This window comes from Amycolatopsis panacis, from assembly GCF_003600245.1.
Lineage (GTDB): Bacteria > Actinomycetota > Actinomycetes > Mycobacteriales > Pseudonocardiaceae > Amycolatopsis > Amycolatopsis sulphurea.
Genome location: NZ_QZFV01000067.1, coordinates 1 through 13,710, shown reverse-complemented (window position 1 = coordinate 13,710; position 13,710 = coordinate 1). Strand labels below are relative to the sequence as shown.

The 13,710-nt window shown below is 68.4% G+C and carries 8 protein-coding genes; 7 read left to right on the top strand and 1 reads right to left on the bottom strand.

The features are described from left to right. The first annotated feature begins 59 nt into the window (after positions 1 to 59). The 7 genes from D5S19_RS08795 (at position 60) to D5S19_RS08765 (ending at position 13,461) form a co-directional block, all read left to right on the top strand. Positions 60 to 4,313 (top strand): GH92 family glycosyl hydrolase, encoded by a 4,254-nt coding sequence (locus D5S19_RS08795; protein WP_120022861.1) that lies wholly within the window; start codon positions 60 to 62, stop codon positions 4,311 to 4,313. 97 nt (positions 4,314 to 4,410) lie between these two features. Next, the gene (locus D5S19_RS08790; RefSeq protein ID WP_120022923.1) at positions 4,411 to 5,514 is read left to right on the top strand and encodes a mandelate racemase/muconate lactonizing enzyme family protein; all 1,104 of its coding nucleotides are present in this window, start codon (positions 4,411 to 4,413) and stop codon (positions 5,512 to 5,514) included. Between the two features lie 78 nt (positions 5,515 to 5,592). Continuing rightward, on the top strand, positions 5,593 to 8,715 hold the full coding sequence (locus D5S19_RS08785) for a GH92 family glycosyl hydrolase (RefSeq protein ID WP_120022922.1): 3,123 nt from the start codon (positions 5,593 to 5,595) through the stop codon (positions 8,713 to 8,715). After that, on the top strand, positions 8,712 to 10,808 hold the full coding sequence (locus D5S19_RS08780) for an FUSC family protein (protein WP_120022860.1): 2,097 nt from the start codon (positions 8,712 to 8,714) through the stop codon (positions 10,806 to 10,808). The genes D5S19_RS08785 and D5S19_RS08780 overlap by 4 nt, the downstream gene beginning before the upstream one ends. 81 nt (positions 10,809 to 10,889) lie before the next feature. Beyond that, positions 10,890 to 11,879: a malate dehydrogenase gene (locus D5S19_RS08775; protein WP_120022859.1), complete on the top strand. Its 990-nt coding sequence runs from the start codon at positions 10,890 to 10,892 to the stop codon at positions 11,877 to 11,879. Positions 11,880 to 12,433: 554 nt separating this feature from the next. Then, a complete protein-coding gene (locus D5S19_RS08770) occupies positions 12,434 to 12,817 on the top strand; it encodes a hypothetical protein (RefSeq protein WP_120022858.1) in 384 nt (127 codons plus the stop codon). Continuing rightward, the gene (locus D5S19_RS08765) at positions 12,814 to 13,461 is read left to right on the top strand and encodes a DUF3558 domain-containing protein (RefSeq protein WP_233573783.1); all 648 of its coding nucleotides are present in this window, start codon (positions 12,814 to 12,816) and stop codon (positions 13,459 to 13,461) included. The genes D5S19_RS08770 and D5S19_RS08765 overlap by 4 nt, the downstream gene beginning before the upstream one ends. Before the next feature lie 126 nt (positions 13,462 to 13,587). On the opposite strand, the gene D5S19_RS34085 is transcribed toward D5S19_RS08765, so the two are convergent. Then, on the bottom strand, positions 13,588 to 13,710 hold a 123-nt coding region (locus D5S19_RS34085; protein WP_147397357.1), incomplete at its 5' end, for an integrase core domain-containing protein.

The window sequence follows — 13,710 nt, the reverse complement described above, 5'->3', positions numbered from 1 at the left end:
TTCCGGGGCGCCGGAGCCCCCGAAGCAGGCGCGCCCGTTCCGACGAAGGGGGAGCAACGATGCCCCGAAGTGCGAGATCCTTGTCTGCCGCGCTGGCCGCGGCTGTGGTGGCGGCGGGGCTGGCCGCGCTGCCCGCGGCCGGTCCGGCCGTGGCGGCGGAGGCCGCGCCACCGGATTTCAGTTCTTCGTTCGAGCCCGGTGATCCGCAGCCCGCGCAGGACAGCGTGGACACCGGCGCGGCCGGGAAGCCTCGCGCCGCGGGGGTCACGGGCGACACGGTGATCAGCGCGAGCAGCGAGAATGCCGGTGCCGGTGAGGTCGCGGCCAATCTGGTCGACGGCAAGACCGCGACGAAGTGGCTCGCTCCCGCGCCGGCGGCCTGGGCGCAGGTGTCGCTGACCGCGCCGGGCACGATCACGCATTACGCGCTCACCTCGGCCAACGACTTCGCCGGCCGCGACCCGCAGGACTGGACGCTGCAGGGCAGCGCCGACGGAACGCACTGGGCCCAGCTGGACAAGCAGACCGGCCAGACGTTCGACGACCGGTTCCAGCGCAAGGAATACCGGCTCGCCGCCCCGAGCGCGGGCTATCGCTTCTACCGGCTCGACATCACCCGTAACCACGGTGACAACGCAGTGCAGCTGTCCGAACTGGAGCTGGGCGGGGCGACCCCGGCGAAGGTGCCGTACATGCGCAGCTTCACCGATTCCGGCCCGTCTGGCGGGTACACGAACAAGAACGGTGTCGGGTTCACCGGCAAGCAGGCTTTTCATTACGCGGGCACCCAGGCGGCGGGGCACGGCTACTCGTACAACAAGCTGTTCGACGTGCAGATCCCGGTAACCGCATCGACCGAGCTGTCCTACAAGGTGCAGCCGCAGTTCGTCGAGGGTGATCTGAAGTACCCGAGCACGAACGTGGCGCTGGATCTGGACTTCACCGATGGCACGCACCTGCGTGATCTGGGTGCGACCGACCAGTACGGGTTCGGGTTGAGCCCGCAGGGCCAGGGCGCAAGCAAGGTGCTGTACGCCAATCAGTGGAATCTGGTGCGCGCGGCGATCGGCCGGGTGGCGGCGGGCAAGACCATCTCCCGGGTCGTGCTCGGCTACGACAACCCGAGCGGTCCGGCCACGTTCGGCGGCTGGCTGGACGACGTGAAGATCTCCGCCACGCCGGTGCCGCCCGCCGGTACCCGGCCCAGCGACAACGTGCTGACCACCCGTGGCACGATGGCGAACGGGACGTTCTCCCGGGGCAACAACTTCCCGGCGACCGCGGTGCCGCACGGGTTCAACTTCTGGACCCCGGTGACCGACGCCGGTTCGGCGAGCTGGCTGTACAACTACCACTCGCAGAACAACGCGGACAATCTGCCGTCGCTGCAGGCGTTCGCGGTGAGCCACGAGCCGAGCCCGTGGATGGGTGACCGGCAGACCTTCCAGGTGATGCCCTCGGCCGCGGCGGGCGTGCCGGACGCGGACCGGAGCAAGCGCGCGCTGACGTTCACCCACGACAGCGAGGTCGCGCGGGCGCACTACTACGGGGTCACCTTCCAGAACGGGATCAAGACCGAGATCGCGCCCGCCGACCACGCGGCGATGATGCGATTCTCGTTCCCGGGCACCGATTCCAGCCTGATCTTCGACAACGTGACCAACGCCGGCGGGCTCACTCTCGACGCGGCGAACGGCACGTTGAGCGGGTACTCCGACGTCAAGAGCGGGCTGTCCGCGGGCGCTGGGCGGATGTTCGTCTACGCCACGTTCGACAAGCCGGTCCGCGCCGGCGGCAAGCTGACCGGGCAGGGCCGCGACAACGTCACCGGGTACCTGCGGTTCGACGCGAGCGCGGACAAGACCGTGACGATGCGGGTCGCGACCTCGCTGATCAGCGTGGATCAGGCGAAGAAGAACCTCGCGCAGGAGATCGCCCCGACCACGACGTTCGATGCGGTGCGCGGCGCGGCGCAGCAGGCCTGGGACAAGCAGCTCGGCGTGATCGAGGTGCAGGGCGCGTCCAAGGACCAGCTGGAAACCTTGTACTCCAACCTGTATCGACTGTTCCTGTACCCGAACGAGGGTGCCGAGAACACCGGCACCGCGCAGGCGCCGAAGTACCGGTACGCGAGCCCGGTGGCGGCCAAGGCCGGGCAGGACACGGCGACACAGACCGGGGCGAAGGTCGTCGACGGCCAGATCTATGTGAACAACGGCTTCTGGGACACCTATCGCACGACCTGGCCGGCGTATTCGCTGCTGACACCGGACATGGCGGGCAAGATGGCGGACGGTTTCGTGCAGCAGTACCGCGACAGCGGGTGGATCGCGCGGTGGTCCTCCCCCGGCTACGCGGACCTGATGACCGGCACGAGTTCCGACGTCGCGTTCTCCGATGCCTACCTCAAGGGCGTGTCGAACTTCGACGTGAAATCGGCCTACGACGCGGCGTTGAAGAACGCGACCGTGGCGCCGCCGAACTCCGCGGTCGGCCGCAAGGGACTGGACCAGTCGATTTTCCTCGGCTACACGCCGAACTCGACCGGTGAGGGCTTCTCCTGGGCGATCGAGGGCTACGTGAATGACTTCGGCATCGCGAATCTGTCGAAGAAGCTCTACGACCAGGCACCCGCGAACGATCCGCGCAAGGCCGAGTACCTGGAGAACTACCGGTATTTCACCAGCCGCGCGCAGCAGTACGTGCACCTGTTCGACCCGAGTACCGGGTTCTTCCAGGGCAAGGACGCCGCGGGCAAGTTCACCAAGCCGAAGGACCAGTACGACCCGCGGGCCTGGGGCGGGGACTACACCGAGACCGACGGCTGGAACATGGCGTTCACCGTGCCGCAGGACGGGCAGGGTCTGGCGAACCTCTACGGCGGCAAGGACAAGCTGGCCGCGAAGCTGGACCGGTTCTTCGCCGAGCCGGAGACCGCGACCTTCCCTGGCGGCTACGGCGGCGTGATCCACGAGATGCAGGAGGCACGGGACGTGCGGATGGGCCAGTACGGTCACTCCAACCAGCCCTCGCACCACCTGCTCTACATGTACGACTACGCGGGCCAGCCGTCGAAGACGCAGGCCAAGGTGCGGGAAGCACTGTCGCGGCTCTACACCGGCAGCGAGCTGGGTCAGGGCTACGCGGGTGACGAGGACAACGGCGAGATGTCCGCGTGGTACGTCTTCGGGGCGCTGGGCTTCTACCCGTTGCAGATGGGCAGCCCGAACTACGCGATCGGCTCGCCGCTGTTCACGAAGGCGACCGTGCACCTGCCCGGCGGGGACCTGGTGATCAACGCGCCGAAGAACTCCGCGAAGAACGTCTACGTCCAGGGCTTGAAGGTCAACGGCAAGGACTGGACCTCCACCTCGCTGCCGCAGGACGCCCTCGCCCACGGCGGGACGCTCGACTTCGACATGGGCCCGAACCCGTCGAAGTGGGGCACCGGCCCGGACGACACCCCGAAGTCGATCACCACCGGCGACGCGGTGCCCTCTCCCCTGCACGACGAGACCACCCCCGGCGCACTGTCTACTTCGGACGGTTCCGACGTGTCGGCGCTGGCGGACAACACCTCCCGCACCCAGGCGAAGGTGACCGGCACGATGCAGTACCAGCTGAAGTCCACCGACGAGGCGGTCACCGACTACACGCTGACCTCCGGCACCGGCGCGGGCGATCCGAAAAGCTGGGTGCTCAAGGGCTCCTACGACGGCAAGACCTGGGCGGTCGCCGATCAGCAGACCGGCCAGAGCTTCCCGTGGCGGCAGCAGACCAGGGCGTTCCAGGTGAAAAACCCGGCGCACTACGCCTACTACCGGCTCGAAGTCACCGAGACCACCGGCGGCACCGCGTCGCTGTCGGAGCTGGAGCTGCTGGGCCGGCCGGACGCGTCGTGCACGAAGACGCTGACCGGCGCGCAACACGGCCCGCTGACCGTGTCGAGCGGAGTCGTGTGCCTCAACGGCGCCACCGTCTCCGGCCCGGTCACAGTGTCACGCGGCGCGTCCCTGGTGGTGCGCGGTGGTGCGATCCACGGCCCCGTCTCCGCGACCGGCGCGGCGCAGGTCGTGCTCAACCGTACGAAGGTGAACGGCCCGGTCGCGATCACCGGGACGACCGGAACGACGTCGGTCGAGCTGACCGACATCTCCGGCCCGGTCACTCTCACCGGCAACGCCGGTCCGGTGCTCACCCGCAGTACCGTCCGCGGACCGCTGGCCTGCACCGGCAACTCGCCCGCCCCGACGGATCATGCCCTCGGCAACACTGTTCACGGCCCTTCCGCCGGGCAGTGCGCGAGGTTCTGATCCGCGGGTGAGCGGGTGAAGGGCGGTCCCTGTGCGCGGGGGCCGCCCTTCACGCATCATCGGGCACGCTCCCTACGATCAGATCGGAAGCCTCGAAGTGAAGATCCGCGCGATCCACATCTACGCCCATGACCTGCCGGTGAAGAACCCGCCTTTCGTCGTCTCCAGCGCGACGGTCTGGTCGTTGGATTCAACGCTGGTGCGTGTCGTCGCCGAGGACGGCACCGAGGGCTGGGGCGAGACCTGCCCCCTCGGCGGGACCTATGCCGAGGCCCACGCCGCCGGCGCCCGGACGGCCCTGACCGCGATGGCTCCCGGGCTGATCGGCGCGGAACTCTGGCCCCTGGCGCTGCATCGCAGGATGGACAGCCTGCTCAACGGGCACAACTATGCCAAGGCCGCCATCGACATCGCTGCCCACGACCTCATCGGCAAACGTCTCGGCGTGCGCGTCGCCGACCTGCTGGGAGGCGGCGCGGTGGAACGGGTACCGACCTATTACTCCACCGGCGTCGGCGACCCGGACGACGTCGCGCGGATCGCGAAGGAACGGAAAGCCGAAGGCTACCCACGCCTGCAGGTCAAGCTCGGCGGCCGCCCCGTCCAGCTTGACATCGAGACGCTGCGCAAGGTCTGGGAAGTGATCCGTGGCTCGGGCATGCGTCTCGCGGCCGACGGCAACCGCGGCTGGACCACGCGAGATGTCCTGCGCCTCAGCCGCGAATGTGCCGACATTCCCTTCGTCCTCGAACAGCCTTGCGACACCATCGAGGAACTGGCCCGGATTCGCCCGCTGGTCCGACAGCCGATCTATCTGGACGAAAGCGGGGTGAGCCTGAACACGGTGATCACCGCGGCCGGGACCGGGCTGGTGGACGGCTTCGGCATGAAGGTGACACGCCTCGGCGGGCTGATGCGGATGCGCGCCTTCCGGGATCTCTGCGACGCACGGAACCTGCCGCACACCAGCGACGACGCCTACGGCGGGGACGTGATCGCCGCCGCCTGCGTCCACCTGGGCGCCACGATCCGGCCCGACCTGAATGAAGGCGCCTGGATCGCGGCTCCCCTCATCGAGGGCCACTACGACCCGAAGGCCGGCCCCCGCGTCGAGGGCGGTCACATCACCTTGCCGGAAGGCCCCGGACTGGGTGTGACGCCGGACAAGGACCTCTTCGGCGATCCCGTCGCCAGTTTCTGACCTTGATGGAGTTCAGCGCGGCCCACTGGCCCACGAGACGGTGGGTGTCACACTCGCGCAGCGATTACCGTGGGACAGGTGATCACCACCGGGTTCTTCTCCTCGTTCGAGGCGGGTGATCCGCAACCGGTCGATCACGGAGCGTGTGTGGATCACGGGCCGTCACACTCACCCACCGCGAAGACCGGCGTCGGGTTCACCGGCCTGCGGGCGTTGCGCTACTCGGCGCACCCACGGACCGTTCTGTTCGAGGTGGACGTCCCGGTGACTGTCCACAGTGCACTGACGTATGTGGTCTTCCCGGCTTCCGACGGGCCGATCCCCAGCTACCGCAGCACGTACGTGGCTCTCGACGTCGAGTTCGACGACGGAAGCAGCGCCGGGTTCTCCGCCACCGCGCAGGGCGAAGCGAAGACGCTGTACGTCGACCAGTGGAACCTTGTACGGCGCCCGCTCGGTGCGTACGCAGGACGGCGGGTGCGGCGGATCGTTCTGCTCGTCGACCCACCCGGCGACGGCGACGTAACCGGCTGGCTCGACGACGTCCGCCTCGCAGACCATCCGTACACGCCCAAGGAGCCCGTCGACCACGTACGCACCACCCGCGGCACCCATTCGAGCAGCACGTTCTCCCGCGGCAACACCTTCCCGGCGACGGCGGTCCCGCACGGGTTCAACTTCTGGACCCCGATCACCGACGCCCGAGCACTGAACTGGTTCTACTCCTACCACCGCCACAACGACGAGACGAACCAGCCGCGGCTGCAGGCCCTCGGCGTCAGCCACCAGCCCAGCCCATGGATGGGCGACCGGCACACCTTCCACCTGATGCCCGGCACCGGCCCCGTCGAACCCCGCCCCGCCCGCCGCGCGCTCCCGTTCACCCACGACGACGAAACCGACCGCCCCTACCACTACGGCGTGCGATTCCGCACCGGAATCACCGCCGACCTCGCCCCGTCCGACCACGCCGCACTGGTCCGCTTCACCTTTCCCGGCAACCGCGGCTGGGTGCTGTTCGACAACGCCCGCAACCGCGGCGGCCTCCGCGTACACCCGGATACCGGCGTGGTCACCGGCCACACCTGGATCCGCAGCCGTCTCTCCGCCGGCGCCCGCCGCATGTACGTGTACGCCGAAGCCGACCAGCAACCCACCGGCGGTGCCCGAATCCGCCGCCCGTTCTGGCGGACCGTAACCGGCTACCTGGAATTCGCCGAACCCGAAGTGACGCTAAGGATCGCAACCTCCCTGATCAGCCTCGCCCAGGCGAAACGGAACCTCGAACTCGAAATCCCCGCCGGCACCACCTTCGACGACGTACGCACACGCGCCCGCGACCAATGGCAGGACGTCCTCAACCGCGTCGAACTCGAAGGCGCCTCAGAAGACGAACTCACCACCTTCTACTCCTGCCTCTACCGACTGTTCCTCTACCCCAACCGCGCCCACGAGAACACCCCACGCGGCACACGCCACGCCAGCCCCGTCGTACGCAGCCTCCGCCCCAGCACACGACGACGAACCGGCGCGAAAGTCGTCGACGGCGAGCTGTACGTCAACAACGGCTTCTGGGACACCTACCGCACCACCTGGCCCGCGTACGCACTCCTCGCACCACAACAATGCGGCCGGATGATCGACGGCTTCGTCCAGCAATACCGCGAAGGCGGCTGGATCGCACGCTGGTCCTCCCCCGGCTACGCCGACCTCATGACCGGCACCAGCTCCGACGCCGCCTTCGCCGACGCGCACCTCAAAGGCGTCCGAAACTTCGACATCGAAGCCGCGTACGAGGCCGCACTCAAGAACGCCACCGTCGCCCCACCCCGACGCAGCGTCGGACGCAAAGGACTCGACCGTTCGCCCTTCCTCGGCTACACCCCCACCACCGTCCGAGAAGGACTCTCCTGGGCACTCGAAGGCTGCCTGAACGACTACGCTCTCGCCAACCTCTCCGACGCCCTCGCCCACGAAGCCACCGGAGACCGCGCACGCCGCTACGCCGACAACGCCACCTACCTCCGCCAACGCGCCCAGCACTACGTACACCACTTCGACCCGCGCATCGGCTTCTTCCAAGGCCGCACCCCCGACGGCGCACCGCACTACCCCGCCGAGGGCTACGACCCCGAAGCTTGGGGAGACGACTTCGTCGAGACCAACGCCTGGAACACCGCCTTCTCCGCACCACACGACGCCCCCGGCCTCACCGCCCTCCACGACGGCCCCCACCGCCTCGAAGCGAAACTCGACGAATTCTTCCGCACCCCCGAGACCGGACACGGCGGCCGCATCCACGAAATGACCGAAGCCCGCGACGTCCGCATGGGCCAATACGGCCACTCCAACCAGCCCTCCCACCACATCCCCTTCATCTACGCCTACGCCGGCGCACCCGCCAAACTGCAACGCACCGTCCGCGAAGTCCTCCGCCGCCTCTACCTCGGCAGCGAACTCGGCCAGGGCTACCCCGGAGACGAAGACAACGGCGAAATGTCCGCCTGGTACGTCTTCACCGCCCTCGGCCTCTACCCCCTCACCATCGGCAGCCCGCACTACATCGCGTGCGCACCACTGTTCCGCACCGCCACCCTGCACCTCGACAACGGAAAAGACCTGGTGATCCGCGCACCCCACGCCGGCACCGACACCCCGTACGTACACGGCCTCACCATCAACGGCCAACCCCACGCCACAGCCACCCTCAACCACACCACCCTCACCAACGGCGCCGTACTCGAATTCGACCTCCGCACCCACCCCGGCACCTGGGCAACCGAACCAGCCACCCCCACCCTGCCAACCCCACTCACCGACCTCACCGGCACCGCCTACAGCCCCCACGGCCGAACATACGCCCTCACCGACAACACCAGCCGCACCGAAGCAACCTTCCGCACCCGAACACCCACCCTAGAATTCACCGTCGCCGGCCACCCCCGCGAAGTCGTCCTCTACACCCTCACCTCCGGCCACCACGGCAGCCACCCCACCGCCTGGACCCTCGAAGGCCGCAACGACCGCCACCACTGGCAAACCCTCGACACCCGCACCGGCGAACACTTCCCCTGGCCCCGCCAAACCCGCCCCTTCACCCTCCCCACCCCCACCGCCTGCCGCCACTACCGGCTCCGCATCACCGCCACCAGCGGACGCCAAGCCCTCACCCTCGCCCAATGGGAGCTCCTCGCCCGATGACCGCCCACCTCCGCACCACCCTCACCACCTTCACCGACCGCCTCGCCGCAGCCGACCCCGGCCTCTCCCGCCTCCGCCTGGCCACCTCCGCCGTCCTCGGCATCGTCCTCGCCATCGCCGCCCTCATCCCCCTGCACTACCCCCTGACCACCTCCCTCGTCGCCGCCATCGCCGCCATGCTCAGCGCCTTCACCATCAACGACACCACCACCCGCGGCCAAGCCACCACCCTCGCCCTCGCCGCACCCCTCGGCGCCGCCACCATCACCGCCGCCTGCCTCAGCACCCTCCACCACCCCCTCGACACCATCCTCTTCGTCCTGCTCATCTTCGTCGCGGTCTACGTCCAGCGATTCGGCCCCCGCGGCACCGCACTCGGCTCCATCGCGTTCTTCCTCTTCTTCTTCCCGATGTTCCTGCAAACCCACCCCACCCAGCTCCCCCAGCTGATCATCGCCCTGCTCACCGGCCTCGCCGCCAACGCCGTCGTCCGCTTCCTCCTCCTGCGCCACAACGCCGAAACCGAACTCGTCCGCATCCGCCGCGCCTTCCGCACCCGCGTCGCCGCCGCCGTCCGCGCCACCGAAGCCACCCTCACCCACGGCCGCAGCGACCGCACCGACCGCCAGATCCGCACCGCACTCGCCCGCCTCCACGAAACCGTCCTCCTCATCGAGGACAACGCCCCCGACGTCATCGGCCCCCACGAAGCCGACCAGCTCCGCCGCCGCGCCATCGAAGTCGAACTCGCCGTCGGCTGGCTCACCATCACCGCCCGCCGCACCGCCACCCACCCCCTGCCCGCCGAAGTCACCGAAGACCTCGTCACCCGCCTCGCCCGCTTCCGCTCCCTGATGGAACGCGACCCCCGCGAACTCCCCCTCATCAGCCAAACCGGCGAATACAGCCGCATGCTCGTCGAAGGCAGCCGCATCGACGACCACGCCCGCCCCGGCGACGGCGTCCGCAAAGCACTCGCCGAACTCGCCGTCGCCGACGACCGCGCCCAGCGCGTCGCCACCCACGCCACCGAAACCCCCACCCCCGGACAAGACCCCGAACCCACCAGAATCCTCACCTACGACAACCAGACCCGCAGCGCCATCCAAGCCGTCCTCGGCGGCGGCCTCGCCGTCCTCGCCGGCCAGCTCATCTCCCCCCAACGCTGGTACTGGGCCGTCCTCACCGTCTTCGTCGTGTTCGTCGGCACCTCCAGCACCGGCGCCCGCTTCGTCAAAGGCCTCCGCCGCACCGGCGGCACCCTCCTCGGCATCGTCGGCGGCGTCGCACTCGCCTTCCTGGTCAGCGGCAACACCCCCGCCATCCTCGCCCTCACCGCGGCCTGCGTGTTCGGCATGGTCTACACCTCCCGCGTCTCCCAGTTCCTGATGTCCTTCTTCGTCACCGCCATGCTCGGCCTGCTCTACCGCCTGCTCGGCACCTTCAGCATCGAAGTCCTCTGGATCCGCGTCGCCGAAACCGCCGCCGGCGCCGCCTGCGGCCTGCTCGCCGCCGTCGTCGTGGTCCCCGTCCGCACCCGCGCCGTCATGCTCGACGACATCGCCACCACCCTCGACGAACTCCGCGAATTCCTCACCTCCGCCGCCGAAGTCATGTCCGGCCGCGAAAACCTCAACATCATCGAACTGTCCCGCGACCTCGACCGCGCCGTCGAACAGGTCCGCACCACCATCGAACCCCTCACCCACCCCATCAACCTGCGCAGCGCCCGCCGCGACTACGGCTGGCACGTCCTGACCACCCTCGAAGGCATCGCCTTCCGCGCCCGCCACGTCGCCGCCCGCACCCAGCCCGGCCAGCTCACCGGCCCCGACACCGAACGTCTCGACCGCTTCACCGGCCGCATCGGCGCCAACATCGACCGCATCCACGAAGCCCTCACCCACCCCGGCACCCCCGGCCCCACCCTCGTCCGCGACGACGGCACCCCGGTCTCCGACCGCATCGACGACGCCGAGACCCGCGCCGTGCTCTCCAGCCTCAGCCACCTCGACGAAGGCCTCATCGCCCTCGGCCGCGTCTTCGGCGTCGAAGCCACCGACCCGCCCGTCCACCGCGCGGCCGGAGAGTGACTGGACGCACCCGGACGCCAGGGGCCGGGGAGGCTAGCATCCAAGTACTAGCCAATGTCGTCTCGAGCTGGAGAACCCGCTATGACCCAAGCCCCTGTCAACGTCACCGTCACCGGCGCGGCCGGCCAGATCGGTTACGCGCTGCTGTTCCGGATCGCCTCCGGTCAGCTGCTCGGCGCCGACACCCCGGTGAAACTGCGCCTCCTGGAAATCCCCCAGGCGGTCAAGGCGGCTGAGGGCACCGCGATGGAACTCGACGACGGCGCGTTCGGGCTTCTGGCCGGCATCGACATCTTCGACGACCCGAAGCAGGCCTTCGCCGGCACCAACATCGGCCTGCTGGTCGGCGCCCGCCCCCGCAGCAAGGGCATGGAGCGCGGCGACCTGCTCGAGGCCAACGGCGGCATCTTCAAGCCCCAGGGCGAGGCCATCAACGCCGGCGCGGCCGACGACATCCGCGTCCTGGTGGTCGGCAACCCGGCCAACACCAACGCCCTGATCGCCCAGTCGCACGCCCCCGACGTGCCGGCCGAGCGCTTCACCGCGATGACCCGCCTCGACCACAACCGCGCACTGGCCCAGCTGGCCAAGAAGCTCGGCGTGGCCGTGACCGACCTGAAGAAGGTCGCGATCTGGGGCAACCACTCCGCCACCCAGTACCCCTCGGTACAGCACGCCGAGGTCGGCGGCAAGAACGTCGCCGAGACCATCAACGACCAGGCTTGGCTCGCGGACACCTTCATCCCGACCGTCGCCAAGCGCGGCGCCGCGATCATCGAGGCCCGCGGCCTCTCCTCCGCGGCGTCGGCGGCCTCGGCCGCCATCGACCACGTGCACACCTGGGTCAACGGCACCCCCGAGGGCGACTGGACCTCCGCCGGCGTCGTCTCCGACGGCTCCTACGGCGTGCCGGAAGGCCTCATCTCGTCCTTCCCGGTCACCGCCAAGGACGGCAGGTACGAGATCGTGCAGGGCCTGGAGATCGACGAGTTCTCCCGCCCCCGCATCGACGCCTCCGTCGCCGAACTGGCCGAGGAACGCGACGCGGTGCGCAAGCTCGGTCTGATCTGAGCCGACCCGGTCATAGCTCACCGAGGCCCCACTGGCATTGCGCCAGGTGGGGCCTCGGTTGTCTTAGCGGGTTTTGGTGGTGATGTGGTGTGGTGTGTGGCCGGATGGTACGTGGTACATCCCCGGACCGTATAGGGTGTTATACACCTCCGGGAAGACCGGGGCGGATCAATCACCGTCGCAGGCCGGATAGCCGGAAACGGTGTTCCCACGCTCGGCTTCGTCTGCCCTGTCCGGCCCCGGCTAGCGTCACCCTTCGGGAATCCGCACATGAGAAGGCAGTCCGCGCGATGACGACGGCGATCCCCAAGAAGCCAGCCAAGAAACCCCTCCCCCGACTCCCCGAGGCCGAGCAGCTCCCCTCCAAGCACTGGCGCGGCCTTTGCCTGGAACTCGATCCCGCAGGATGGAGGCCCTGGTGAGTGTGATCTTCCCCGGGGATGGGACGGAACCGTGAATAGCCGGAATCCGTCCTGGCTAGAGTGACTACCCGGGCACTCGGCGTGCCTGACACGGGATATCCCGGCACTGGCTTACGCGGGGAGGCGTACTGCATGGCTGACACGAAACACGGCGGGACATACGGCACCGACTGGGTGACGAGCTTCGGACAAGCCGTGACCGGCGGCGGCTACTCGTTCGACAAGCAGACTCTGAAGCACATCGCGAAAGAGTTCGAGGAGCTGGCTGTCGAGTTCGACCGCGACGTCGAATACGCACAGGTCATCGCTCGTACCCGGCCACCGGGTCAGGACATCGCCAGCCGCGACAACGCGGGCGTGTTCCGCAACTCCGGCGATGCACTGGTTAAGTCGCTCAAGGCCCGCGCGGACTACTGCCGGAACCAATCGGACAAGTTTCGTACAGCACTCGGCAAGTACGCGACCGCGGAAGACACCCACGCGACCGAGGTAAAGAACACCGGGGGAAGTCTGTGAAGCGCGTCGTCGCGCTGGCCGGTGTCGCACTGTTCGCACTGTTCGCACTGGCTGGCTGCTCGTCCCCCACGCCCGGGAATGCAACCCCGAGCACATCCGCACCGGCTGACAGCGTGCCGGCGACCAGCGTCAGCAGCGACGCCGGTCAGGTTCCTGGGCCAGGTGTCCCGAAGGTGCAAAACCCGATCGACACCGCCCAGGTCGCGAAGAACCCCTGCTCCTCTCTGACCGACGATCAGGCGAACGGATTGTTCGGCGGCCCTTTGCCGGGCGACCCCGATCTCCATTCGCCCGCGGGGCCAGCCTGCAACTGGGATGGCGGATCGGCGCACGGCTACGCGCGGGTCGGCGTGATCGTCACCAACGTCGCCCCGCAGGGGTTGACGTCGGTCTACGCGTCGAAGGGAACGTCGTACAAGTATTTCCAGCCGCTCGCACCGGTCGGCGGATACCCGGCCGTCGCGTACGACGTGTCGGCAGAGCGAAGCCCGGGCGAGTGCAACATGGCTGTGGGCATCAGCGACACGCAGGTGATCGACATTGCGGTCCGGCAGCAGAAGTCTCGAATCGGCTCGAAAGAGCCGTGTGTGTCCGCTCAAGAGGTGGCTGTGATGGTCATCGGAAATATTCGTGGGGGACAGTGATGGCCGGCGAGGTCTTGAGTGCTGCCGACATCTATCAGCAACTCACCACCGGCGAAGGTGCCCAGTCGCTTGGCGAGACACACGAGTGAGGTTCACCCCGAACGGTGGACAGGGGCTTATGGGGTTTCAGGCAGCCATGCGGAGTGACTGCTCGAAGGTGTCGGGACTGAGCATCCCGATCGAGGAGTGCCGCCGCACACTGTTGTAGAACTTCACCCAATTGTCAACCGCAGCAACGAGTTCCGACTT